The organism is Helicobacter acinonychis, from assembly GCF_900461455.1.
GTDB lineage: Bacteria > Campylobacterota > Campylobacteria > Campylobacterales > Helicobacteraceae > Helicobacter > Helicobacter acinonychis.
Genome location: NZ_UGIA01000001.1, coordinates 188650 through 213917 on the forward strand (window position 1 = coordinate 188650; position 25268 = coordinate 213917).

The 25268-nt window shown below is 39.7% G+C and carries 20 protein-coding genes and 1 pseudogene; 11 read left to right on the plus strand and 10 right to left on the minus strand.

Annotated elements, in window-relative coordinates; translation table 11 throughout:
• Window positions 1–338 precede the first annotated feature (338 nt).
• The 6 genes from DYI00_RS00840 to DYI00_RS00865 all read left to right on the plus strand — a co-directional run bounded on the left by DYI00_RS00840 (window position 339) and on the right by DYI00_RS00865 (window position 8356).
• Window positions 339–869 (plus strand): DUF932 domain-containing protein, encoded by a 531-nt coding sequence (locus DYI00_RS00840; protein ID WP_011578169.1) that lies wholly within the window; start codon window positions 339–341, stop codon window positions 867–869.
• Between the two features lie 289 nt (window positions 870–1158).
• Window positions 1159–1281 carry a hypothetical protein gene (locus tag DYI00_RS08215; RefSeq protein WP_256594176.1) on the plus strand — a complete coding sequence of 41 codons (123 nt, stop codon included), beginning with the start codon at window positions 1159–1161 and terminating at the stop codon, window positions 1279–1281.
• A gap of 143 nt (window positions 1282–1424) precedes the next feature.
• Window positions 1425–1769 carry a hypothetical protein gene (locus tag DYI00_RS08120; RefSeq protein WP_065419576.1) on the plus strand — a complete coding sequence of 115 codons (345 nt, stop codon included), beginning with the start codon at window positions 1425–1427 and terminating at the stop codon, window positions 1767–1769.
• Window positions 1770–1778: 9 nt separating this feature from the next.
• Complete coding sequence (locus DYI00_RS00850; protein ID WP_104709192.1) at window positions 1779–2312, plus strand: Rad52/Rad22 family DNA repair protein; 534 nt, start codon at window positions 1779–1781, stop codon at window positions 2310–2312.
• A gap of 210 nt (window positions 2313–2522) precedes the next feature.
• A complete protein-coding gene (locus DYI00_RS00855) occupies window positions 2523–2729 on the plus strand; it encodes a 2-hydroxymuconate tautomerase family protein (RefSeq protein WP_011578166.1) in 207 nt (68 codons plus the stop codon).
• A gap of 680 nt (window positions 2730–3409) precedes the next feature.
• On the plus strand, window positions 3410–8356 hold the full coding sequence (locus tag DYI00_RS00865) for a type ISP restriction/modification enzyme (protein WP_104709191.1): 4947 nt from the start codon (window positions 3410–3412) through the stop codon (window positions 8354–8356).
• Between the two features lie 264 nt (window positions 8357–8620).
• Here the strand turns inward: DYI00_RS00865 and DYI00_RS08220 are convergent, their stop codons facing one another.
• Both DYI00_RS08220 and DYI00_RS08225 read right to left on the minus strand, forming a co-directional pair.
• Window positions 8621–8809, minus strand: coding sequence for a hypothetical protein (locus DYI00_RS08220; RefSeq protein WP_256594189.1), 189 nt, complete (start codon window positions 8807–8809; stop codon window positions 8621–8623).
• 23 nt (window positions 8810–8832) lie between these two features.
• Entirely contained in the window at window positions 8833–9246 is a 414-nt protein-coding gene (locus DYI00_RS08225; protein ID WP_256594177.1) for a site-specific integrase, read from the minus strand.
• Between the two features lie 682 nt (window positions 9247–9928).
• On the opposite strand from DYI00_RS08225, the pseudogene DYI00_RS00875 reads away from it, so the two are divergent.
• A pseudogene (locus tag DYI00_RS00875) lies at window positions 9929–10475 on the plus strand (MFS transporter); the annotation flags it as partial.
• A 250-nt stretch (window positions 10476–10725) separates the two neighbouring features.
• Here DYI00_RS00875 and DYI00_RS00880 read toward each other — a convergent pair.
• Window positions 10726–11697, minus strand: coding sequence for an NAD(P)-binding domain-containing protein (locus tag DYI00_RS00880; protein WP_011578160.1), 972 nt, complete (start codon window positions 11695–11697; stop codon window positions 10726–10728).
• Between the two features lie 10 nt (window positions 11698–11707).
• Window positions 11708–11905, minus strand: coding sequence for a cbb3-type cytochrome oxidase assembly protein CcoS (ccoS, locus tag DYI00_RS00885; protein ID WP_011578159.1), 198 nt, complete (start codon window positions 11903–11905; stop codon window positions 11708–11710).
• Between the two features lie 133 nt (window positions 11906–12038).
• Between ccoS and DYI00_RS00890 the strand changes: the two genes are divergently transcribed.
• The 3 genes from DYI00_RS00890 to ybeY all read left to right on the plus strand — a co-directional run bounded on the left by DYI00_RS00890 (window position 12039) and on the right by ybeY (window position 13706).
• The gene (locus DYI00_RS00890) at window positions 12039–12620 is read left to right on the plus strand and encodes a DedA family protein (RefSeq protein ID WP_011578158.1); all 582 of its coding nucleotides are present in this window, start codon (window positions 12039–12041) and stop codon (window positions 12618–12620) included.
• A gap of 102 nt (window positions 12621–12722) precedes the next feature.
• Complete coding sequence (locus DYI00_RS00895) at window positions 12723–13217, plus strand: flavodoxin (RefSeq protein ID WP_011578157.1); 495 nt, start codon at window positions 12723–12725, stop codon at window positions 13215–13217.
• 66 nt (window positions 13218–13283) lie between these two features.
• Window positions 13284–13706, plus strand: a complete 423-nt coding sequence (gene ybeY / locus DYI00_RS00900; protein WP_011578156.1) for an rRNA maturation RNase YbeY — start codon at window positions 13284–13286, stop codon at window positions 13704–13706.
• An 84-nt stretch (window positions 13707–13790) separates the two neighbouring features.
• Here the strand turns inward: ybeY and fic are convergent, their stop codons facing one another.
• From fic to fliW, 6 genes are all read right to left on the minus strand, one after another.
• Complete coding sequence (gene fic / locus DYI00_RS00905; RefSeq protein ID WP_011578155.1) at window positions 13791–14324, minus strand: protein adenylyltransferase Fic; 534 nt, start codon at window positions 14322–14324, stop codon at window positions 13791–13793.
• Between the two features lie 30 nt (window positions 14325–14354).
• Window positions 14355–15128 (minus strand): pyrroline-5-carboxylate reductase, encoded by a 774-nt coding sequence (gene proC / locus DYI00_RS00910; protein WP_011578154.1) that lies wholly within the window; start codon window positions 15126–15128, stop codon window positions 14355–14357.
• A gap of 13 nt (window positions 15129–15141) precedes the next feature.
• Window positions 15142–18867 (minus strand): outer membrane protein, encoded by a 3726-nt coding sequence (locus DYI00_RS00915; RefSeq protein WP_104709190.1) that lies wholly within the window; start codon window positions 18865–18867, stop codon window positions 15142–15144.
• Between the two features lie 21 nt (window positions 18868–18888).
• Window positions 18889–20928: an outer membrane protein gene (locus DYI00_RS00920; protein ID WP_011578152.1), complete on the minus strand. Its 2040-nt coding sequence runs from the start codon at window positions 20926–20928 to the stop codon at window positions 18889–18891.
• 109 nt (window positions 20929–21037) lie between these two features.
• Window positions 21038–22099: an undecaprenyldiphospho-muramoylpentapeptide beta-N-acetylglucosaminyltransferase gene (gene murG, locus DYI00_RS00925; protein WP_104709189.1), complete on the minus strand. Its 1062-nt coding sequence runs from the start codon at window positions 22097–22099 to the stop codon at window positions 21038–21040.
• Between the two features lie 9 nt (window positions 22100–22108).
• Window positions 22109–22516, minus strand: coding sequence for a flagellar assembly protein FliW (gene fliW / locus DYI00_RS00930; protein WP_011578150.1), 408 nt, complete (start codon window positions 22514–22516; stop codon window positions 22109–22111).
• Between the two features lie 124 nt (window positions 22517–22640).
• On the opposite strand from fliW, the gene valS reads away from it, so the two are divergent.
• Window positions 22641–25259, plus strand: a complete 2619-nt coding sequence (gene valS / locus DYI00_RS00935; RefSeq protein WP_104709188.1) for a valine--tRNA ligase — start codon at window positions 22641–22643, stop codon at window positions 25257–25259.
• Window positions 25260–25268 lie beyond the last annotated feature (9 nt).

Below are 25268 nucleotides of genomic sequence, written 5' to 3' on the forward strand. Positions count from 1 at the left end.
AAGACATCTACAAGATACGCTCCAGTTATTTACAAACCAAAAACTCATTATACTTTAAACCAACCCCAAATTCACCCCAAGGAGCCAAATGGTAAGAAACTACTTTTACTACCGCAAGTCATCGTGGTTTAAAACACTCTTTAGACTAAGGTGCAAACGCAATCGTCACGAGTTCTAGCCTTATCCCAAAAGAGAGCCAACCACAATCCACCCCAGTTTTTGGAGTAGTCCATTCAACCCATCTCAAATTCACAAGGAGAAACAATGCAAGCAACAACCATAATCACCATAGCCATAGTAGCCCTACAAATACTACAAGACGCAATGGAGGACAAACAATGAAATTCTCAACCCAACCACTAAGCAACAACGAGCTAAAACGACTAGCCCCTTCGCTCTTTACAGCAGAGCCATACTATGAAGCCAGTGATAAATACCACTTCATATCCACCATTGACATTATAGAGGAAATTCGCTTTCACGCTTGGTATCCAGTCGCCGTGAGCGAAGCAAGTGTCCGTAACGAAGACAAAGAGGGTTATCAACAGCACTATGTCAGATTTCGCTACCTTGATGACTTCTTACGCCCAAGTGAAAACTGCGTAGAACTTTTGCTTTTCAATTCCCACGACAGAAGCAAATGCTTTACTATAAGTGCAGGCGTATTTCGCTTTGTATGCGCTAATGGCTTAGTAGTAGCTGATGAAGTATTTGAGAGCTACCAAATCAAACACATAGGCGAAAAAGCAAACGGTGTCGCGGTAGCCATTCCTAGCATAGTCCAAGCTAAAGATAAAATAATGGATAAAATCTCAACCTTTAGCCAAATCACTCTCACAGAGCAAGACAAGATAAGCTTCGCCAGCTAGCAGTCTAATATTTGAACCACATCTAAAAATCAAACACGATGATTTGCTTATCCCACACCGAAGCGAGGATGAAAAGGATGACCTTTACACCACATTTAACACCATACAAGAGCATTTGATTCGTGGTAACATCAGTGGGGTAAATACCCAAACAGGCAGAAACTTCACAAGTAAAGAGATAAAGTCCATCTCAACAGATGCGCAAATCAACAAAGGGCTATGAAGCTTAGCAGATAGCATAGCCAAAATCAAAGCAACACAGACTAAAATAGCAACATAAGGATAACAAATGGAACTACTAAATTACAAACTGCAAAACGACATAGAAAGGCTAAGCAAGGACAAGCCAACAGTATTCTTTAAAGAATACCTAAAAAGACTTGCTCCAAGACCCAAATACCAGTTGCTTTAGAAAGTGCGACTATGTAGGCTTATCCCTTACCGAAATACAAAGCAAAATAGACAGCCTGGCTGAATACATAGCCAAACTTCAATCCTACAAACAAGAGCTAAACTAAGCTGAAGTCTTTAACGAGAACGGCATAGACAGAATTGATGGTAACATCATCTCTCACACTCACAAAGCCAAACACCAAAACCAAAACAAGCGTAGAGATAAAAGATGAAAATGAGTTGCTTAGACTTGGCCATGTCAAATTCAGCGTAGATACAGAAGCAGTAGAGAGTGTGCTTTTAAAGGGCGACAAAGAAACAAGCAAATTCGCCACTCTTACAAGCACCACCACAACCACACCAGCCAAGGTAAAGGTAAATCAAAAGAGAAGTGCAAGTTTAAGCAGTGTAAGCACAAAGCCAAATTCATACCTAAATCAAGACCAAAGCGCAAGTGAATTTGAGTTAGAGCTTGAAACAGCAGGCGAGCTTTTAGAAGCCATTTAAGGAGAGAAGATATTTAACGAAAAACAACTAAAACTACTAAACCAAGAACGCATCAAATCAAGAGAAAAGGCAGGCATTACGCTATCCTACCTTGAAGGCTTTGACATTATAGAAGCAGCTAACCAAATATTTGGATTTGGGAGTTGGGGTTATGAAATTAGCGCCCTTGAGCCAGTTTCACAAGAGAGAAACGAAAACCAAAACGCAGTATTGCACTACAAGACTATTGTTAAAGTGCAAGTCTTTAGCCCAAATCGCAATGTGAGTATAACGAGGCAAGACATAGGGTTTGGTACTAGCGTAGCAAGAAACCTAGCCGACGCACACGAGAACGCAGCCAAAGAAACAGTAGCAGACGCTCTAAAGCGCAGTCTAAGAACCTTTGGTAATCAGTTTGGTAATTCGCTTTATAATAAATGTAGGGCGAAGTCAAATTCAAGAGCTAATCAACAGCAGAACTTGAATGCAGTGCAACAGCCAAATTCACAGCAGTTTAATTCAACACAGACAAACTTCAACCAGCAACAAAGGACATGTCTTTAACCAAAACCAAATTCAACAAAACACTCAAACCCCTAGCCCCAAAACCTACAATGCCAACATGATGTACCTTCAACCTGACTTAATCAAGTCAATGACCAAACCCCTAGCCTATCCAACACTAGGTACTAGGCTGTGTCAACAAGACAAATGTTATACTTTTCAATAAAATGTTATAATGTTTTACTAAAATTTAGTCAATGAGGAGAATCCATGCCTTTTGTCAATATTAAAATCACCAAAGAAAATGGTCCCACTAAAGAGCAAAAAGAAGAATTGATTGCTGGGGTTACAGAGGTGTTAGTCAAAGTCCTCCACAAAAACAAGGCTTCTACTGTGGTAATCATCGAAGAGATCGATACAGACAACTATGGCTTAGGGGGGCAAAGCATTACACAGGTGCGCAAGGCTAACTCATAAGCTCATGGCTTGCTCTCTAGTAGGGCATCCTCTAGCTCTAAACCACTCCTAATAAGGATTGGGTAACAATCCGTTTCGTTCAAATGGTTCTACGCTTGGGCTTCTAATGCGCTTGCGCCATTATCATGAGAGCAGTTGTGTCAGTCCATGGCACTCTTTCTAGAGTCTTGAAAACCCCTTTCCGGTGGGCATTCTATTTATACTATAGGTGGCTATTTCCATTTTTCAGTTGGATTGGGCAATAGCTTCTAAAGCCCTTATTTATGGGGTTTGTGAGGGATTTAAGGTTTCTGTTAGCTGTGATGGGCTAGCCTTAAGGTTACAACTGCAATGCAATAGGAATAAGTATAAGAAAAATGGTTTAGGCAGGATTAAATACAACAACACAAAAAGGATTAAGATTTTAAAGGATAATGGGTTATCTTATCTATGTAGAGGTAGAGGCGAACAGAACATACAAGTACCAGATGGCAAGAGTATAAGAGCTTTAAGGCGTGGATTAATGCTAAAACAAAGCAACAAAGGTAGACCCAGAAAATACAAAACATAAACACTACAATAGATATTGGAAGCAAAATTACACCAATACAGTTTAAGGTAAAATAAGCCGATTTAAACTGATATAAATTTAACAAATGCTAGAATAACTTAAACAAAGATATCTATTCTTAAGGCTACCTATGAATACCACTTTTGAAGATTTGTTACGCCAGTTTAGAGAGCTTGGCAAGACCAGAAAATCAGAGCGAGATAAAGGCGCTAGTTTTGAAGTGTTTTGTGTTAAGTTGTTGAGGGCTTGGGATAGATTTAATAACTTTGAGAGAGTGGATTTATGGAGTGATTGGGGCTTTAAAGAAAGTGATTGTGGTATTGATATAGTAGCTAAAACAAATAGTGGTAAATATATAGCCGTGCAATGCAAATGCTACGATGAAGAAACTAAGCTTGATTTAAACCGCATTTCAACCTTTATAGCCTCTGCTAATAGAAGCTTTGATACAGACAAAGACAAAGTATCATTTGCAGAGCTTATACTAATTGACACTGCCAAAGATTTAACAGACACAGCACAAAATGCCTTAAGTAACCAAGAAAAACCTACAATTAGAATTGACTATATCCAAATAGCAGAAGCTAATATTGACTGGGGTAGGTTTGAAAGAGAACAAGAGATTTCTTTTTCTCCAAAAAAGCAATTAAGGCAACACCAAATAGAAGCCATAGAAGCCATTACAAAGCAGTTTAAAATAGCAGACAGAACAAAGTTGGTTATGGCTTGTGGGACAGGTAAAACTCTAGCCTCAATCAGACTATTTGATAAGATGCTAAAAAAAGGCGAAGCCGCTGTGTTCTTTGCTCCCAGTATTGCTCTTGTAGCTCAGACTTTAAAAGAGAGTTTCGAGCAAAGCGAACTCAAATTCAGAGGCTTTGTGGTTTGTAGCGATGCTAAGGTTGGTTCAAACGATAATGAGGACATTAAAGCTTACGAGCTACCCATAGCTCCTACTACCAACCCAATTAGACTAAAAGAGTTTATCCGAACGGACTTAGACAAAAACGAGCGAGTAATTATCTTTAGCACCTATCAAAGCATAGATGTAGTTATAGAAGCCCAAAGGCTACTTAATAAGGACTTTAGCCTTATAGTCTGCGATGAAGCGCACAGAACAGCTGGATTTAAAATCACTCCAAAAGATGAAGCGCAAGCTAAGCTAGAGAGCGTATTCCAAAAAGTCCATAGCAACGATAATATAAAAGCAAATAAACGCTTGTATATGAGTGCTACTCCAAAGATATTTAGCGATAATGCAAAGAGCAAGGCTAAAAAAGATGTTGAAGTAGAGCTTTACTCAATGGATGATGAAAGCATATTTGGTAGCACAGCCTATCAGCTTGACTTTGCTAAGGCTTTAGCTCTTGGTCTGCTTACTGAATACAAGGTCTTAATTACCATAATTAACCAAGATGAAGTAGTCGCTGTTACAAACCAACTCTCAAAGGCTAAAAAAGAGGGTTATGTAAATTTGCACATTAATGGCAAAGAAGTGCCCATAGATGTGGAGCTAATCGGTAAAGTCATAGCCACATATAAAAGCATAATGAAAAACGATGTCTATACTATCGACTCACAAGGTAACAAAGAACAACTAAGCGAAGACACGACTAAGATTATGCGAAGAGCCATTGCCTTTAACAATAGCATAAAGGCTTCACAAACAAGGCAGAGCGTATTTAAACCAGCTATAGATTTATACAATGACCTAGTCAAAAACGAAACCCAGTCCATAGATGTAGACCACATTGACGGCACTATGAACCAAACTATTAAAAACCAAAAACTAGCTTGGCTAAAAGACAAAGACCAGCAAATTAGAATTCTAAGCAATGCTAGATGCTTAACAGAAGGCGTTGATGTCCCAGCTCTTGATGCGGTTGTGTTTTTCGATGCAAGAGATAGTATGGTAGATATAGTCCAAGCAGTTGGACGCGTAATGAGAAAGGCAGAGGGCAAGGATTATGGCTATATCATACTTCCTATTATGCTAGAGAACAAAAAAGAAGCAGAGTATGACAAAATCCTAGATAGTGATAAATTTAAGCTAGTTTGGAAAGTATTAAAGGCTATTAGAAGCCACGACAGTTCACTTGTGAGCGAAGTTGAATTTGTTAAGAAAATCAAACTAAATGTAGTTACAGATATCATCACTTCAGAGCGAAGCCAAACACACAACAGCACAGATGGCATAGAAGCAGATATGCTAGACCAAAAAGCAGACCCAAATAAGCCAAAAGAATACACCCAAGAGGATTTATTTACAGCCATATACCTAGAAGACCTAGCCAAATCAATGTATGCCATTATCCCAAATAAGCTAGGCGATAGAGAATACTGGAAAAGCTTTGCTAAAAATGTCGCAAAAATAGTCCCAGCATTAGAGAACAGAATAAAAGAGCTGCTTAAAAGCGAAGCGAGTATCCAAAAAGAATTTGCCAAATTCTTACAAGCCTTGCGAACAAATATAAACGCTAGTATTAAAGAGCAAGATGCAACCGCAATGTTAGTCCAGCACATCATAACCAGACCGATATTTGAAGCCATATTTCCAGATGGTGAGTTTAAAATCAAAAACGCAGTATCCAAATCAATGGAAAAAGTCTATGAAAAACTCCAAAAATGTGCATTATCAGATGAAACCACTTCCTTATCATCGCTATACAAAAGCATAGGCGAAAACGCAGAATATGCAAAGAGCGACAAAGAAAAACAAGAGATTATCAAAAACCTTTATGACAACTTCTTCAATTCAGCCTTTAAAAAAGAGAGCGAAAAACTAGGCATAGTCTATACCCCAATAGAAGTTGTTGATTTTATTATCCACTCTGTTAATCACGCTCTTAAAAAATACTTTGGTAAAGAGCTAAAAGATAAAAATGTAAATATCCTAGATGGCTTTACTGGCACAGGCACCTTTATCGTTCGGCTTATTCAGTCTGGCTTATTAAATGGCAACTTAGAATATAAATACAAGAATGAATTACACGCAAACGAAATCACGCTTTTAGCTTACTATATAGCAAATCTAAACATAGCAGCAGCCTATCATCACCAGCTAGGACAAGCAAATAGCGAAAGCTATCTTATGCCTCCAAAGCTTCTTTTAACAGATACATTTCAACTATCAGAAACTAAAGACACATTTATAGAATATGAGTATTTTAAAGAGAACAAAGAAGGCATCCAAGCACAAAGGGATACAGATATAGACATTATCATAGGCAATCCGCCGTATTCAGCAGGGCAAAACTCAGCAAATGATAACAATAAAAATATAGAATATCCATTGTTGTTTAGGCGTATTAAGAAAACATACGCACAAGTCGGTAAAGCAGTAAATCAAAAGTCGCTTTACGATACCTATAAACTAGCCATACGCTGGGCTAGTGATAGAATAAAAACAGGCATCATAGGCTATGTAACAAATGGTAGCTTTATAGATGGCAATAGCGATGATGGATTGAGAGCTTGTTTGGAAAAAGAGTTTAGCCACATTTATGTTTTGAATTTGCGTGGCAACCAAAGAACGCAAGGCGAAGAGAGCAGACAAGAGGGTGGCAAAATTTTTGGAGGTGGTTCAAGAACTCCAGTGGCTATAACACTCTTAATTAGAGATGATAAACATAAGCAAGGCGATAAAGCAAAAATCTACTACTACGACATAGGCGACTATCTAAGCAGAGAACAAAAGCTAGGATATTTGTATCAGTGGAAAGATATATCAAGAGTTAATTTTACCAAGCTAGAACCAAACAGATTTAACGACTGGATAAATCCAAGAGATGAGAGCTTTGAGAGGTATGTAGAAATAGCAAACAAAGATACCAAATTCAAGGATGGATTAGATATTTTTAAAGTATTTTCAATGGGTGTGGTAACAGCGAGAGATGTTTGGGCTTATAATTTTTCTAAAGATAATTTACTTAAAAACATACAATCTTGTATAACTTTTTATAACATTGAAAGAGCAAGGTATGCTAAAGACAAAACATATAATATAGATATGAACCCTAAAAAAATATCGTGGAGCAGAAAGGCTTTAAACTACTGCAAGAAAGATAAAAAAGTTGAATTTGATGCTAATAAGGCAAGACTTTGTTTGTATAGACCATATAGTAAAGCTTGGCTTTACTATGACACTGCATTTAACGAAATGCAGTATCAGCTGGATAATATATATCCAGCTGATACTAGCGTCCGCGATGCGTCCGCCGATTCTGCTTCGCAGATTTTAGGTAATTTAAGCATTTCTTTAAACGATAAAGGTGGCGGAGAGTTTGGTGCTTTAATCGCAAATCAAATTAGCGATTTGCATTTATTTCCTCAAACACAAATCTTCCCACTCTACTACTACGAAAAAGCAGACCCAAATTCAATACTAGACAATGGCAATACAGACACCTACGAAAGAAAAGATGCTATCCGTGATTGGGCGTTAGCAGAATTTCAAAAAGCATACAAGGATGACAAGATAACAAAAGAGGACATATTCTATTACATTTACGGGCTTTTTCACAGCAAAGAATATGTAAATAAATTTAAAAACAATCTATCCAAAATGCTCCCACGAATTCCGTTTTGTAAAGACTTTTGGGGCTTTTCTAAAGCTGGTAGAGAGTTAGCTAGCTTACACCTTAATTATGAAACAATAGAGATAAAACAAAGCACAGCAAAATACAACACAACAGTATCTAAAACAGAGCAGACTGCACTATTTGATGAGCCTGAATACTTGGCAGAGAGCGATTACAAAGTAAGCAAAATGAAGTTCGCAAAAAACGTGAAAATAGCCCACAAACCAAGCACCATAATCTACAACACAAAGATAAACATAACCAACATACCAGCTAAAGCCTATGATTATGTAGTCAATGGCAAACCAGCCCTGTCTTGGATAATGGAACGCTACCAAGTCAAAACAGATGATGCTAGCGGCATCACAAACGACCCAAATCTATACAGCGAAGACCCACGCTATATTTTGGATTTGATGTTAAAAGTTATTGAAGTAAGCGTTCGTAGCGTGGATTTAATAAACAACTTACCAAAATTAGAAATTATAGAAAACTAAACAACCTCTACCGTTCGGCTCTTGACCGAACGATAGAGCTATTGCTGTTTAAAGGTAACTAATGAAACGCATACCATTACCGAGCATAGCAGATGTTGGCGTGTCTGACAGCTTTTTACCAATCTACAAAGCGAAATAGAATTAAGAGAAAGCAAGAACAGACAAAAGACAGAGCTTGAAGCAATCAAGCCTTTGAATTTACAAGAGAGCCAAATTCTGACAAAAGAAACATGTTAAAATTAACTTAAATATTTAAATTAATTTTTATTTTTTAACTCTTTTAAAGAAATCTTTTAAGCTCTTGGCAGCAACTTCTTGTCTAACCTTAGAATACCGTTTCGTAACATTCGTAGAAGTGTGTCCTAAAATGGAGGCTATCTGTTCTAGCGTCTTACTCTCTGAAACCAGCATACCACCGATTAAATGCCTTAAATCGTGTATTCTAATCTTAATCCCAACTCTATCTAAATCTTCTCTTAGTGCAGTCTAACCGTATTTTTATCCAGTTTTTTACTTGTATCTTTAATGGCGTGAAATACAAACGCGCTCTCTTGCTTTAGCTCTCCAAGCGCTTCTATAAGTCCATCGCTCAGCTGATAAGTCATCGGTTTATGCACCTTGTTATTCTCGTATCTTATGCTATAAGTCCCAGCTTCCAAATTCACATCTCGCCACTCAAGACTAAGCGCTTCATTGAGTCTTCTGCCGTGCGAGATCCATATAAAAACACTGCGAAATGGTTGCGTTGGATAATGATAAAGCGCTTCATAAAGCTCTTGTATTTTCTCATCGCTTAACCCTGCATTGACTTGATTGTCAAACTTTGGAATTTGTATCAGTATGGCAGGGTTTGATTTTAAAGCGCCATCTAGAACATAGGGCTTAAACATCGGTCTTAAGGCTTCCTTTATGGATTTTGAAGTTCTTGGGCTCATCCTCTCATCTAGCATTTGATTGACTATCTTTTGTAAGTCAGCAGCAGCTATATGGGTTATTGGGGTTTTGGCAAGCTTGCTGTCGCCCAATACCCGCTTATTGACAAACAAATTATAAGATGCTATGGTATTTGCCTTGGTTCTTTTTCATACCCATATATGTTTCCCACGCCTGCTTGAGTGTTGGGATTTTGGTTTTCGTCTCTTTATGCTGTCCCTCTTTAGCTTTTGCAAAAACCCATCTCTGTTGTTGCTGACTTCTCTAATGGCTTGCAAAAATGCAACTTTCTTATTGAAAGAGAAGGACTTATTAACCTCAATCCTTTCGCCACTTGCATTAACCACTGTTCCTCATTAGTATGAATTTGTAATCTCTTTTAATGCATGTCAGCGCTTCTGTTATCTCCTTACCTCCAAACAAGTCATCGCTATTGTCAAAATATATATCCCTGCAGTCTGCATTTTGTGGGTTGATTTTAATACGCTTAAAAGCCATAGTATAAATCCTATTGTTTTTGCTATTGGGTTCCAAATATTTATAACAAATTATCAAAAAACTTACCTTATAAAAAAGTTATATACCCTTTCAAAGCTCGTTTTTTAGTATAAATAATCATAACAAATTATAATATCTATCAATTCCAGACTCAAAATCTTGTTAGTGGGGCATTTGATCACGCCTATCTTTTTTATGAGCCATTTTCAAATGTGGCAAGCGTATTTTTTAAATCAAGGCATCAAAGAGCAATACCTTTTTATGCTTTATACCGCTTTTCAAGTGATTTCTATACCCATTCATTTTTTAAAAGCCTCTAGTTATAGCCAAAAAATCGCCTTGAGTTTGCTTGCCGTGTTACTGGGCGTTAGCCCCTTCTTGCTTACGAATATCCCTTATTTATTCATAGAGGTGTGTGCGCTCATGGTGGCGTTTTTCACTTGCATGAGCTTTGGGGTATCAATTCTCCAAATTTGTTTCTGAAAACAATATTCCATCGCTTTCATCAAGCTGTGTGCGTGTGGTCTCTGTGCTAGTTTTATCCTTAAGCAGTTTGGAGTTGCGTTACTTTTCGCCCTTGAGTATTATCACCATGCATTTTGCCCTTACGCTTCTAATACCCTTTTTCTTTTTGTATAAGGCTAAGCCGTTTGATGCATGGATTATTTATGGATCTGTTTTCCATTAAATGGGAATAACTAGAGCTTTGTTTCATTTTTTTAAAGTGGGGTTTTAAATTTTTATAGTTTTATACAAAACTCATTCTCTTAAGGGGATAGGGGGGGGGTATTTTGAAATAACTCTCCCCCTTAACCCCCTTAATATCCCCCTAACCCAAGACCGCTTTTAAAAGCTATCACTTGACTGGCGTCAAGCTCTTTTATTATTGGATTGTAAAAAATGCTAAAAGCATTTTTTTATCACCCATAAAACAAAGTTTAAGATCGCAACCTTTTAGCGATTTCTGCAGCGACATCATAGCCATGATTTAGTGCAGTAGCGATGCTCGCTCCTGATTTGAATAAAATATCGCCCACGATGAATAAATTAGGGATATTGCTGCTCTCTAAATTTTCTTTCACCACAGGGATATTGGTGCTAGGATCTAACTCTAAAGAACAGCGTTTGAAAAACTCTAAAGGGGTGGATCCGCCGATTGCATACAGCAAGCGATCAAAACTCTCGCTCGTGTTATCAGTGAAATTAACTTTAATTTGAGTGCCATCTTCTTCCAGGCTTTCAATATCCACCCCAAGCTTGCTTTTAAGCGTGTTGTTATCGAGAACTTCTTGCAAGTTTTTAGCGTTGTCTTCATTGATACGGCTAAATTCTTTTTTGCGGTAATTGAGGGTGGTGGGGGTGGTTTTGCACAAGGCAATGGCGTACTCCACCGCTGAATTACCTCCCCCAATCACAAGGGTTTTTTCATTTTCCTTACAATCATTGATGCTAAAAACCACTTGTTTGGAGCGCGTAACAGGGATTTTATAAGTAGGGCGGTTTGGCTGACCCATTTTCCCGATCGCAACCACCACAAATTTAGCATGATAAGTTGCATTAGAAGTGGTGGTGATTTTAAACAAATCGCCTTCTTTTTTCACGCTTTCAATATCAGTTCTATAGCTTGGCGTGATGCGATGCTCTTTTAAAAGCTTGGTGAAATTTTCCAAAGTCTCTTCTTTAAAGCTGTCTTTAAAAGGGATATGCCCCTTAAGTTCTACGACTTGCTTTCTGTAATCTTTATCCACTCTCTTGCCGGCTTTGTAAAACTTTTCCATCATGCCTGAATGGCTTTCGGTTTTTTCGCATAAAAGCGTTTTTTTAATGCCGGCTATTTCGCATTCTATAGCCGTGGCAATGCCTCCAGGCCCCGCGCCTACAATCAATACATCTAAAATTTCTTGGTTCATTTCTATCCTTTTATTTTAATTTTTTTTGGCGTTTTTCTTGCAAAATCGCTTCGTTCAAATCGCTCGCGCTATCATAGAGCACGCCTTCAAGCATGCGTTTTTCATCGTCAAATTGACCGCTTTTAACCCCCCATAAAAACGCTATTAAGCCTATCAATCCCATAAGCACTGAGACAACTAACATGATGGTTAAAATTTCTGTATTCATCTCTTTCATCTTTACAATTAGGATCGCATGAGCTTGTTATTATACTAAAAGATAGCGTTTAAATCACTAACCGCTTTAACTCGGTTAAATAAGTTTGGATAACATGAAAATAAAAACTAAAAAGAGGGTTTGAATGCAAGAAGCGTTATTGCATTTTCAAGAGAATTTTAAAGAGTGGGGTTATCTTATTTTATTTGTGTATTCTTTAGGGGGTGGGTTTGTAGGCATTATCATCGCTTCTATTTTGAGCGCTACCACGCACGCTTTAGATATAAAAATAACGATTTTAGTCGCTTTTTTAGGGAATCTAATAGGGAGTGGGGGGCTTGTTGTTTTTGCCCGCTATCAAAAAAGAGGATTTTTGCAATATTTCCACAAGCACAGAAGAAAGCTTGCTTTAGCAAGTGTGTGGGTGAAACGCTATGCGTTATTTATGATTTTTGTCAATAAGTATTTGTATGGGATTAAAAGCGTTGTGCCTTTGGCGATTGGCTTTAGCAAATACCCTTTAAAGAAGTTTTTATGGCTTAATGGTTTGTCTAGTTTTTTATGGGCGCTGATTGTGGGGGGCATTTCTTTTAAGGCGAGCGATTGGGTGAAAACGCTCTATGATGAATTTTCTCAACATTCTTCGTTTTTCCTTATTGGTTTGGTTCTCATTTTGCTTTTAATATGGTTTTTATTAGCGCGATATTCACGCAAAATAGGTTTTTAAGCAAGATTTTAACGGAAATTTAAAAGGAATATGTTAAACTACGCCCACAAGCATCCGTGCAAAAAGCGGGTGCGTTAGTATCTTTAACACAAGGATTGAAGTATGGAAAAAATCGGTATCTTTTTTGGGACAGACAGCGGAAACGCTGAAGCTATCGCTGAAAAAATCAGTGGCGTTATTGGTAATGCGGAAGTGATTGATGTCACTAAAGCTTCTAAAGAGCAATTTAATGGCTTTAAAAATGTTATTTTAGTCGCTCCAACAGCAGGTGCTGGCGATTTACAGACAGATTGGGAAGACTTTTTAGGTGCATTGGATACGAGCGATTTTGCTAATAAAGTGATTGGGCTTGTAGGCTTGGGCGATCAAGACACTTACAGCGAAACTTTTGCAGAAGGTATTTTCCACATTTATGAAAAAGCTAAAGCTGGGAAAGTGGTAGGGCACACTTCCACTGATGGTTACAATTTTGAAGCTTCTAAAGCGGTAGAAGGCGGTAAATTTATCGGTTTGGTGATTGATGAAGACAATCAAGACGATTTGACTGACGGGAGAATTTCAAAATGGGTAGAAGAAATTAAAGGTTCTTTCGCTTAATCTTTTAAGCCCTAAATTTTAGGGCTTTTTAACTTCTTTTTTATATTTTATGCACATGTTGGATTGATGCTAGAAACAGACAACCAAACCCCACTTAAACTAGACTTTTTGTTATTAGAAAAAATTGCAAGACTTTTAGCCCCCACTCAAATGGTTGAACTTGTTTTAGTGAGCGGTGAAAAAATGCGAGAAATCAACAGGAATTTAAGAAATTGCGATTACGCCACCGATGTTTTAAGCTTCCCTTTAGAAGCGATCCCTCACACCCCTTTAGGGAGCGTGGTGATTAACATGTCACTAGCTCAAACAAACGCCCTAAAATTAGGGCATAGTTTAGAAAATGAGATCGCTCTATTATTCATCCATGGAATGTTGCATTTACTGGGCTATGACCATGAAAAAGACCAAGGCGAGCAACGGCAAAAAGAGAGCGAACTCATTAAGACTTTTAACTTGCCTTTGAGTTTGATTGAACGGGTGCAAGATTAGTTTTAGCTTTTGTTCCCAAATGCTGACACTTATTTTAAATTTTTTATTCGTATTTGATAAAACAAACCCCATTTTTAAAGCCGTTTAAAGCCCTTCATAATAATACGACTGCGTGATGCCTTTAATGAAAGCGATAGGATCGTTGATATTAGAACTCAAACGCTTTTTTAAAAGCGTTTTGATTTCCAAATCATTCACAGGACTCCTCTCCATAGCGCTCAAATAAGTGGCTTTATCAATCCTATCCCAAAGCACGATTTTTTTCAATTCCTTTTTAAGCAACAAATCAAGCCATATCCTTGCGACTCTGCCATTACCCTCCAAAAAAGGGTGGGCGATATTCATTTCCACATATTTTTCTATGATTTGATTGAAATTGCTTTGCGGCATGCTCTCAATTCTGGGTAAAATCAAATCCAAATACAAGCAGTTAGCGAATCTAAAATTCTCTCTAGAGATATTTTTATCCCTGATTTTCCCAACAAATTCATACAACCCTTCAAACAAACAACGATGGATTTCTTGCAAGCCCTTGATCGTGCCTACTTCTATGGTGTCAATACGACCGCTTTGGATTAAATGCTTGGCTTTTTCTAAACTTTTTCTGTCTAAATGCATCGCGCTTCTTTTTTAAGAGTGTAAAATTCTTTAGGGGCGCATTTTTTTCACGCTTTCATGGCAAGCTTCCATAAATGCTCCCCTAACCCCCCTTTTTTCTAAAACGCTCAAGCCTTCAATCGTTACGCCTTTAGGGGTGCAAATTTGCTCTGTGATCATCTCAGGACGCTCTTGTTCTAAAAGCTTGGCAAAGCCCTTAAAACTCATTTTCACTAATTCTAAAGAATCTCTAGCATTCAAGCCCTCTCTAATGCCGGCGTCTTTCAAACTGCTCGCTACTAAGCTTAAAAAAGCGAGCACGCTCCCATTGGTGGCGGCACTAGAATCAACCTGCTCTTCACTACCCACTCGCACGCAACCCCCAAAGCTCTCAATGATGCTCAAAGCCTTTTGGCTTATTAAAGGCACAACCGATTTCTCGCACACCGCCGTAGAAGAAAGGGCGAACTTGCTTGCGATATTGGGCATGCATTTGAGATAATGCAAAGAATCAATCGCGCCCTTTAGGGCTTCAAAACCCACTCCAGCTAAAGCACTCAAAACGCTTTTAGCCTGACCTTGATAGTTAAAACTTTTAAGGTTATAAGGCTTAAAAAGTAAAAACACGAATTTTTGGTGTATATCAATAGCGTTTGGATAAGACACGATTTGAGCTTGAATGTTTTTTTCTTTTAAAAAGGGGGCGATTTTTTCAGGGTTTCTTCCGGTGATTTCTAAAATAAAATGTTTGGACAGAATTTCATGCGAGCCTTCCAAAATCGCTTGAGCCATATTCCCATAGCCAACCAATTGCAAAGTCTCCATGGAACGCCCTTTTTTAAAACGCCTTGATGTAATTGATATAAAAGGTATAAAGCCTCCTGTAACTCACATCAGCCCCAGCGCTTTTTAAATACACTTGATTGATGAAAGGCACTTTCACGCCAAATTCCACGCTCTTTTGGCTCAAAACCCCTCGATCGTGAAAGCCCTTAACAAAACGCTTGAACTCCGCAAAGTTGGTGCGGAATCCAAAATTAAACGCCACTTGAAAATTGGACGGCTGGATATTTTTAGCATCCCCCCAATTGTCAATGATTTGCTGCCTTAAAGAGCTAAGCCATGTCGTGCCCCCTAGTTGGACCCCGGTAAAAATCCCAAAATTCAACGCCTTCGTGTTGAAAGTCCTCCTGAACAAATTCCACAAAAAATCCGTGCCGATGCCATACCCAAAGATATTGGTCTTGACGCTTTCTTTGGCCACGCCGATCTGACTATAACCATAATCAAAGAAAAGATAATGCCTAAAGCCCAATTTCCTAGCCTTACCGAAAAAGTATTTATAGCCTATGCCAACCCCCAAGCCATTGCTCATGCCATGCTGGGTGCTTGCAGCGGGTGCATACTGGCTTAAAATGGGTTGGGAGCCATAGTTATTGGCCTGATTTTGTGCATTTTGAACCGTGTTTCTAGCATTAATCATCGCGGTAATGAGCTTTTGCTCCACCGTAAAGAATCTTTGATCCCCTAAAAGCTGGCGCAAGGTTTGAGAGAACGCCTGGATCGTGGTGGTGTCAGAGGTGATGGCTTGGAGTAAAGTTAAAATCGTATTGGGGCTAATGTCGTTTTGTAAGGCTTGAAACCCTTGAGAAATAGCGCTCGTGATGGCTTGAAACGCGGCTTGGAGATTACTAGCATTACTGCTATTATTATTTTGGATAAACCCAGCGGTTTGAATGAATCCAGTGAGTAAATTGACTAAATTATTCGTATCGCTCACCCCATTCGTGGGGATTGCCCCTAAGAGGTTGATAAGCCCACCGGAGCAATTAGAAGTGGTGCCACCTTGATTACTATTTTGGCATAAATTATTGAGACTGCCATTACTGCTTTTTAGCGCGTCAAAGAATTGTTTTAAGCCGTTTCCAACGCCTTGGTTATTCCCTGAACTGGCGATAATGTTGGCTATTTTTTTAGCGTCGTTATAGACTTTGCTTAAGTTATCGCTACTGGTGGTGGCTGCGGTGGTGGTTGCACTCGTGGTGCTTTGTTGTTTGTTGGGTTCATAACAATTGCTCCCATTTCCTCCACTGGTGCCTTTCGTGCATGTTTGATAGCCGTTATTGCTACCACCGCTTCCACCACTACCGCCTCCACTGCCACCGCTATTACTATAAGTCCCTAATTTCCCTTCACTCGCGTCTGTGAGCATCTGATAGGCGGTGTTGATTTGACTGCCATTATTCCCATTGCTACCTCCATTACCGCCATTGCCATTAACGCTTTTAAGGTTTTGGATAATGGTAGAGAGCAACCCATCGCTAGTGAGCGTGATTTGTTGGACATTGTAGGTGATAGTGTTCCCGCTCCCACTCCCGCTCCCATTTTGGGTTGTTGCACTTGTCGTGTATCCTAAAGCACTTTGCAACCCGCTGTAATAAGCTTTAGGGTCTGACCATTGCTGAAGGCACCAATTTGTTGCACCACTCCCATTACCGCATGCATTGTTACTAGTGTTTGCACTCCCATTCTGCTGTTGGCTTTGCTGCTGGCTTTGAGCGATTAAAGCGTCCATGCTCGTAGGCACTTGTTGGTTAATCGTATTGATGAGCTGGTAAAAATTCGCCCTTAATTGGATGCATAGATCGTTATTGCTACCATTACTGCAATTACTTGAACTTTGGCTACTGGACTGCCCCCCTTGAGTGCCATTGATAGGATAGAGTGCGTTCGCCCATGCTTGGATATTACTTTGTTGATTTTGAAAAGTCTGTTGGATGTTTTGCTGGAAACTATTCACATTTTGCAACACGGTGTTGAGTGCACTTATCGCGGTGTTAGATGGGGTGGTGCTGTTGTTATTATTTGTGGCGGTAGTTTTAGCCGCTTCATTATTGACGGATACCGCGGCTTGTGTGGTTTTAGGGGTATTCATGGTAGTCCCATTAGGGCTTAAAATGTTTTGCAATTGGGAGTTCCCAATGAGATTCAAACCCCCAGAAGAATTGTTGTTGGTATTGCATGGTTGCGTGCCGGATTGCGATCCATTCGTTTTGCACAATATTTCGGCGTTCTTTCTTAATTGCGCTTCTGAATTTTGTAAAGAGTTATAAACGCTCCACACTTGAGAGACAAGGTTGAAAGAATTCACGCCGATTTGCTCCTTGCCATTGATGGTTTGGACTTGGGAAGTGGCGACTAAAGAATGATTGAAATTGCTTGCCGCATTATCGCTGTTGCTTGTGGAGCTTGCCGCTGAACATGAAATCCCACTAGAAGTGGCGCTTGCGCAATCATACGCGCTGATATTTTGCCCTTGCGCGTTGGTCACGGTGCCGATCTGGTAGTTATTGGAAGTGTTTTTGAGCAAGTCTTTAGGATCAGTGAACTGATTCCAAGAGATTTGCTTTAAAACGATGTTGTATTGATTTATGGAGCTTTGATAGGCTTGGAAAGTCAGGGCGTTGTGCAAATTGTTTAAGTTGTAAGTGGTGTTATTGATCGCATTGTTGTCTAAAATATCCATCGCCAAGCCCTGAAGGCTTTGGGCAAGGGTTTTAGCTTGCTCATTAGCCGGGTTAGCTGAGGAGGGGGCGGTGGCGATAGGGCTTAAATTCTGGATGAATTGCTGCAAGCATGAGACTTGGCTGGTGCAACCGACTGAGTCATTACTATCCGTCAAGTTCCCGTTGATAGTGTTCATCAAAAGCGTGTCGTTGTATTGCGCTTGGTTGTTGATGTTTGCAGAAGTGGAGCCTAAAATCGTGTTAGGAGCGTAGTAGGCGGTTTGCCCTAGCGGGTTTAATACCACGCGGTTTGCGGTCGTGGAGGGGAAATACCCCACCCCTAAAGTGCTTAAGGCTTGTTTTAAGGCGCTCACATAAGAAGCGTTATTCGTGGATGCATTCACGGCTTGGGTTAAGTTAGTGAGCAAGGAAAACGCGTAAGTGGTGGTCGTGGTTTTAGTGATATTGTTTTCAATCTGTGTCAAAAGCGCTGCCATGGATTGCGCGGTGTCTTGGAGCTGGGCTTTGACCTCTTGAGTGTTATTGCTAGGGTTAAGGCTATTGATAGAGCTGATGATATTGGAGTTTAGCGTCACGCCTTGATTAAACGCGCTCTGGGTGGTAGAAAGGAGTTTTGCAGTGATTTGTGAAGAGTGGGCTTTTAGGGGGTTGGAGCTCCCTTTTAACCCCACGAGTTGCTGGGAAATGCTAGAGATCTGGCGGCTGGAAAAAAAGTCCTTCCTATTTTTGCCGATTTGGTTTAAGATGTTAGAGATGCCCTCTAGCTGGTTGCCCACGGTGTTGCTCACGCCATAGCCCAAAGCGTCAGCGACGGTTTGAGAGCTTAAAGTGATAAGACCGTTAGTAGGCCCAGCGATGCTGATCGCGCTTTGAGTCACGCTGTTGACGATGTTTTGGTTTTCTAAAAGTTGTTTGTTATTGACAAATTGTTGCGTGCCGCCGATTTGATAGCCTACGGACATATACCAACCATTGTCTTCAGCTAAAAGGGAGCTGGCTAAAAAGAGTGGTATGAATTTTTTAAATTTTTTGATCATATTGTTCCCTTATTGTTTAGTTTAAAAGCCTATGTTATAGCCTAGATAGAAACTAAAGACCCTTTTATACTTCGCGGTTACGCCCTCTGATTGGTAATAAGTGTGATAGAGCACCGGCACTTTAAGGCCAAATTCCACCCCTTGAGAAAAACGAGACTTCCTTTGGCGGTGGATTTTAGAAAAATTTGTCCTTATACCTAGATCAAAAAGCACTTGAAAGGAAGTGTCTTTGGGCTTGAGATGGTCGCCATCCACTTGGTCTAAAAAATTCGTTTTCCAGGTTTGCCCTGCAAACTGAACGCCGGCAAAAAAGCCAATATCCACCGCTTCAAGCCCTCTTTTTCTGGTAAAAACATTATAGAGCAAATCCGTGCCCCCACCATAGCTAGAGAGCATGGCTTTCACGACAGAAGATCCGGATCCAAATTGGGCGTAACCAAAATCATAAAAGCCATAATACCTGAGCCCAAACATACGCTTTTTGCCAAAAAATTGTTTGTAGCCCATTTTCACGCCAACGCCATTCATGTTGTTAGAATTCGTGTTATACGCTAAAAAATTCCTAGCAAAGCCCACCTGATACGCCTCATTCACTTTGTTTTGCATTTCATTGATAACCCCACCAATCATCTCTTGAGAGCGATAAAGCCCATACCCCATTAACGCCCTCGCTTGGGGAGAGTAGGGGGTTGCTAGGATTTTATTGATTTCAGCCCCTGTGGGGTCAGCCAAGGCTTGTTTGAGTTGGTTGGCGATTTGTTCTTGCGTTTGTTGTGTGCTTTGTGGGGTTTGACTGGATCCATTCGCTTTCCCTCCATAATTAGGCAAGAAATTCAAACTTTTGTTATTCAAATAGGGGGCGACCCAATTGGTGATGAAATCCCCATATTGAATGGTGTTATTGAGCAGGCTTTCCCCATAATTGATTGCTTCCTGCATCTGGCTATAACTTGAAGCGCCTGTCAGGTTAGCGGTCTTGTTGGCGAAATTTTGCATGCCTGAAAAAATCGTAGAAGGGGTGATGCCATTAGCGATGATGCTGTTGGCTAGATAATAAGTGGCTGAACTGGGGTGGTAGGTGTATTGGCCACTACCTGTGCCCACTGTGGCTCCAGCGGGCAAGTCTTTTAGGGGCACTTGGGTGTTGCTGCCGTTTTGGGTGTAATAACCTGGGCCGCTAAAGCGTTGATAACCTTGTTGGGAATCGCTGCCATTAGGGGCTTTGTTGTAAGTGAAGCCAAATTGCTCTTCATTCGCTAAACCCCCTAAAATCGTTGCTTGCATCAAAGCCTGGAAAATATTTTGGGCGTTTTGGGCGATGGCTTTGGCTTGATCAGTTGGGGTATCAGCACTGTTGTTGCCATTTTTTGCAGTGGCTAAGCCGTCTTGCAAAAGGTGTTGCAACACTTGGGGGCTAAAATTCACAGAACCATTGCTGTTAAAAGATCGATTCGTTAAGGTTTGGTTATACCAAAGCGTGGTTAAGGCGTTGGTAATATCGTTATTGAGAGCGTCCATCACATTGGCGATGCCTTCAGGCAAGGCGATAGTGGCATTTTGATTGCCAAATTTGACTTGGACGGTCTTGGTGTTAGGGGTATTTTGGGGGTTAAGGGTCAAAGTTTCGCCAATGAGTTTGGTGAGCTGGTCTAAATTATTGACTAGAGATTGCATATCAAAGGTGGCATTGACATTGCCCCTTGGAGGGTTGTTGCCTGAATCGCCATTACTTTGTCCTCCGTTTTTATAACCCCCTGCATAGAGCAAACAGCGTTCGGAAGGATTAGGGCAGAGCATTTGCATCAAAACCTTAGCTTGCCTTCCCATCGCTTCTAAATAATAGGCTAAAGGCACGGCTGCAGAGTCTAAGATAACGGCGTTTTGGCGGATATAAGCGGATGCAGCTTGGCTAGTGTTAAGCCCTGGGTTATTGACATTTTGAATGGCTAAAGAAGTTTGGTAACTCGCCCCTATAAAAAACCCATCGTCTTCTGCCACTAAAGGGCTAAGGAGAAAGAATAGGCTAGAATAGATGAGCCATTTTTTATTGAATTTTTTCATTTAGGGGGTTATCCTTTTCTTTTTAAAAAATTTGAGTTGTCCTAATTCTATCTTATAATCGTTTAAGTTTAGTGATCAGTCGCTTAATTATTGATTAAAACGCGTTGTTTTAAGCACTTAAGATCCTTTCAATGATGGTTTTTGCACCATCTTTTGCGATTTTTTGTTGCAATTTATTGCTGATAATGGTTAGGTTTTTATGGCCTTGCTCGTCTTTTTGGTTGAGTTTTCTAATCACTTCAAAGAGTTTTTTGGGTAATAATTCGTTTTGAGGCACGACATAGCACAGGTTTTCTTTCTCAAATTCTAAGACATTGTGGTATTGGTGGTTATTGCTTGCGAAAGGGTAGGGGATAAAAATCGTGGGTAAGCCATTGGCGCACAATTCCCACACGCTGCTCGCCCCAGCTCTACTCACGCACAAATCCGCTTTTTGCATGATTTCTATAATGTTATTATGGAATGCAAATAGCGCTATCTTGTCCAAAAGCCCTAATTCTTGGTAAAAAAAGCGCACTCTTTCATAAGAGTTTGGGCCACAAATATGCGTGATTTCGATCCCTTGTTTGGTGAGTTTAGGAGCGTTAAAAAGCGCGAATTCATTGATGGCTTTTGCCCCTTGCGAACCGCCTATAAATAAAATGTGTTTGATTTCTGTTCGAGTCCTAGCGTGATCAAAAAAAACATTTTGCACAGGATAAGAGGTTACAATATGGTTACCCTTATCTTTAAACGCATAGCTTGAAAACACGGCTTTAGCTTTAGGAGAAAGGTAGCGATTGAGAGAGCCTTTGATCGCATTTTGCTCATGGATATAAAGGGGTATTTTATTGAGTAAGCTTGCAAAACTTGCAGGCCCTGCACTAAAACCTCCCACGCTAATGGTGTGTGTGATCTGGTGTTTTTTTAAAATTTCTTTGGCCTTTAAGGCCGCTTTAGCTTGCAAAAATAAAGAGCCTATTTTTTTAAAAAAGCTTTTATTGACCACGCCTTGCGTGTTGAAAAAATAGCACTCGCTAAATAGGGGGCTATCTTCAAACCATTCTTTATCCTGACCGTAAGTTGAGCCCAAATAAATAGCCTCTACGCCTTGTTTTTCTAATTCTATGGCTAAGGCTTTAGCGATAGAGAGATGCCCGCCTGTGCCTCCCCCTGTAAGAGCGACTTTCATGCTTAAACCTTAAGCTCGTTCTCTTTCTTTAATCACAAAGCTTTTTAAAGGATCTCTAAAGCCAAAATCCGGATAATCCATCATAGAAAGCGCAACTTGAGCACCAAAGCCATTTTTGGAATTAAACACTAATGGGGCTAAGAAATTAACCATGGAATCTTCTAAATTTTTTTGTAACACGACCACGCAATACACCTCTACTTTGGAATGAGAATCTAATTCTAGCAGTAATTCTATGTATTTGGGTATCACAAAACTATATTCTCTCAAACAATAAGGATTCACTAAGACCATATCCAACGCCATGGGGGAATTTGTTTGACCCATTAACCGGCTAAAGAGGGAGTCAATTTTTTCCAAACGCACTCCGCTGATATGCTCAAATCCTAAAATGGGGGCTTTTAAAAAGTAATTCACCAGACTGTCCTTTTTAATTTAATGCTTTGTTGTATAATTTTAAGAAAATACGCAACAATTAAAAGCGTAAAAGCAAAAGGCGTTCCAAAATTAAGGATCGTTTTATTTTAGGATAAAAACAATAATGAAACAAGAACCCACCACTTACCAGCCACAAGAGATAGAAAAAAAGATTTATGAAATTTGCTCTCATAGGGGGTATTTTGAAATTGATGGCAATGAAGAAATCCAAGAAAAAGGCAAACGATTTTGCTTGATGATGCCCCCTCCTAATGTGACCGGTGTCTTACACATAGGGCATGCCCTAACTTTAAGCTTGCAAGATATTTTAGCGCGTTATAAACGCATGGATGGGTATAAGACCTTGTATCAGCCAGGGTTGGATCACGCTGGGATTGCTACGCAAAATGTCGTAGAAAAGCAACTTTTAAATCAAGGGATTAAGAAAGAAGATTTAGGGCGTGAAGAGTTTATTAAAAGAGTGTGGGAGTGGAAAGAAAAAAGCGGGGGAGCGATTTTAGAACAAATGAAGCATTTAGGCGTGAGCGCGGCTTTTTCTAGGACCCGTTTCACAATGGATAAGGGCTTGCAAAGAGCGGTTAAATTGGCGTTTTTAAAATGGTATGAGCAAGGTTTAATCGTTCAAGATAATTACATGGTGAATTGGTGCACGAAAGATGGGGCGTTGAGCGATATTGAAGTGGAGTATGAAGAGCGTAAGGGGGCGTTATATTATATTAAATATTATTTAGAAAATCAAAAAGATTATTTAGTGGTGGCTACCACGCGCCCTGAAACTTTGTTTGGCGATAGCGCGCTTATGGTCAACCCTAATGATGAAAGATACAAGCATTTAGTAGGGCAAAAAGTGATCTTACCTTTAATCAATCGCAAAATCCCTATTATCGCTGATTTGCATGTGGAAATGGAGTTTGGCACAGGGTGTGTGAAAGTTACCCCTGGGCATGATTTTAACGATTATGAAGTGGGGAAACGCCACCATTTAGAGGCGATTAAGATTTTTGATGAAAAAGGGATTTTAAACGCGCATTGCGGGGAATTTGAAAATTTAGAGCGTTTAGAAGCTAGAGACAAGGTCGTAGAAAAATTAAAGGAATGCACTTTATTAGAAAAGATAGAAGAGCATGTGCATCAAGTGGGGCATTGCTATCGTTGCCATAATGTGGTAGAACCTTATGTGTCCAAGCAATGGTTTGTGAAACCTGAAATCGCTCATAATTCTATTGAAAAAATCCAACAAGGTTTAGCGCAATTCTACCCCCCTAATTGGATCAATAATTATAACGCTTGGATGAGGGAATTACGCCCTTGGTGCATTAGCAGGCAATTGTTTTGGGGGCATCAAATACCGGTATTTACTTGTGAAAACAACCACCAGTTTGCAAGCCTAGATACCCCTTTAAATTGCCCTACTTGTAAGAGTGAAAAACTAGAGCAAGATAAAGATGTGCTAGACACTTGGTTTAGTTCAGGGCTGTGGGCGTTTTCTACGCTAGGGTGGGGGCAAGAAAAAAGCGATTTGTTTAATGAAAACGATTTGAAAGATTTCTACCCTAACACCACGCTCATTACCGGATTTGACATCCTCTTTTTTTGGGTGGCTAGAATGCTTTTTTGCAGCGAGTCGCTTTTAGGTGAATTGCCTTTTAAAGATATTTACTTGCACGCCTTGGTGAGGGACGAAAAGGGCGAAAAAATGAGCAAATCCAAAGGTAATGTGATAGATCCTTTAGAGATGATAGAAAAATACGGTGCGGATAGCTTGCGTTTCACTTTAGCCAATTTGTGCGCCACAGGGAGAGACATTAAGCTTTCTACCACGCATTTAGAAAACAACAAGAATTTTGCCAACAAGCTTTTTAACGCAGTGAGTTATTTGAAACTCAAACAAGAATCTTTTAAGGATAAAGAGCGTTTGAATGCATACCAGACGCCTTTAGGGCGTTATGCGAAATCGCGCTTAAATCTAGTTACTAAAGAGGTGCGCAGCGCTTTGGATAATTATCGTTTTAACGATGCGACGACTTTACTGTACCGCTTTTTGTGGGGGGAATTTTGCGATTGGTTCATTGAATTTTCTAAAGTGGAAAATGAAGCGATAGACGAATTGGGGAGCGTGTTAAAAGAAGCTTTAAAACTCTTGCACCCTTTCATGCCCTTTATTAGTGAGTCTTTATACCACAAGCTCAGTAACACAGAGCTAGAAAATGCACGCTCTATCATGGTGGTGTCTTATCCTAAAGAATTAGAGCGGGATGAAAAATTAGAGCATGAATTTGAAGTGATTAAGGATAGCATTGTGTCTTTAAGGCGTTTAAAAATCATGCTAGAAACCCCACCGATTATCTTAAAAGAAGCGAGCGTGGGATTGAGAGAGGTAATAGAAAACACAGAGCGTTTGCAAACTTACGCTCAAAAATTAGCGAAATTAGAAAAAGTTAGTATTACCACTTCTAAGCCTTTAAAAAGCGTGAGCGATGTGGGGGAATTTTGCCAAACTTATGCGAATTTAGAAAATCTTGACATTAGCCCGCTAGTTACACGCCTAAAAAAGCAGTTAGAAAAATTGGAAAAAGAAAAACTAAAACTCAACTTACACAATGAAAACTTTGTCAAAAACGCTCCTAAAAGCGTGCTAGAAAAAGCGCAAGAGAATCTAAAAACGCTTTTAGAAAAAGAGAGTAAGATCAAGCAAGAATTAGACTTGTTAGAACAGCCATAATCATAAGGA

Excerpts from the sequence above, each read along its gene's own strand:
- DYI00_RS00840 (WP_011578169.1), top strand. The coding sequence starts at position 339 with ATGAAATTCTCAACCCAACCACTAAGCAACAACGAGCTAAAACGACTA.
- DYI00_RS08215 (WP_256594176.1), top strand. The coding sequence starts at position 1,159 with ATGGAACTACTAAATTACAAACTGCAAAACGACATAGAAAGGCTAAGC.
- DYI00_RS08120 (WP_065419576.1), top strand. The coding sequence starts at position 1,425 with ATGGTAACATCATCTCTCACACTCACAAAGCCAAACACCAAAACCAAA.
- DYI00_RS00855 (WP_011578166.1), top strand. The coding sequence starts at position 2,523 with ATGCCTTTTGTCAATATTAAAATCACCAAAGAAAATGGTCCCACTAAA.
- DYI00_RS00865 (WP_104709191.1), top strand. The coding sequence starts at position 3,410 with ATGAATACCACTTTTGAAGATTTGTTACGCCAGTTTAGAGAGCTTGGC.
- DYI00_RS08225 (WP_256594177.1), bottom strand. The coding sequence starts at position 9,246 with ATGTTTAAGCCCTATGTTCTAGATGGCGCTTTAAAATCAAACCCTGCC.
- DYI00_RS00880 (WP_011578160.1), bottom strand. The coding sequence starts at position 11,697 with ATGAACCAAGAAATTTTAGATGTATTGATTGTAGGCGCGGGGCCTGGA.
- ccoS (WP_011578159.1), bottom strand. The coding sequence starts at position 11,905 with ATGAATACAGAAATTTTAACCATCATGTTAGTTGTCTCAGTGCTTATG.
- DYI00_RS00890 (WP_011578158.1), top strand. The coding sequence starts at position 12,039 with ATGCAAGAAGCGTTATTGCATTTTCAAGAGAATTTTAAAGAGTGGGGT.
- DYI00_RS00895 (WP_011578157.1), top strand. The coding sequence starts at position 12,723 with ATGGAAAAAATCGGTATCTTTTTTGGGACAGACAGCGGAAACGCTGAA.
- ybeY (WP_011578156.1), top strand. The coding sequence starts at position 13,284 with ATGCTAGAAACAGACAACCAAACCCCACTTAAACTAGACTTTTTGTTA.
- fic (WP_011578155.1), bottom strand. The coding sequence starts at position 14,324 with ATGCATTTAGACAGAAAAAGTTTAGAAAAAGCCAAGCATTTAATCCAA.
- proC (WP_011578154.1), bottom strand. The coding sequence starts at position 15,128 with ATGGAGACTTTGCAATTGGTTGGCTATGGGAATATGGCTCAAGCGATT.
- DYI00_RS00915 (WP_104709190.1), bottom strand. The coding sequence starts at position 18,867 with ATGATCAAAAAATTTAAAAAATTCATACCACTCTTTTTAGCCAGCTCC.
- DYI00_RS00920 (WP_011578152.1), bottom strand. The coding sequence starts at position 20,928 with ATGAAAAAATTCAATAAAAAATGGCTCATCTATTCTAGCCTATTCTTT.
- murG (WP_104709189.1), bottom strand. The coding sequence starts at position 22,099 with ATGAAAGTCGCTCTTACAGGGGGAGGCACAGGCGGGCATCTCTCTATC.
- valS (WP_104709188.1), top strand. The coding sequence starts at position 22,641 with ATGAAACAAGAACCCACCACTTACCAGCCACAAGAGATAGAAAAAAAG.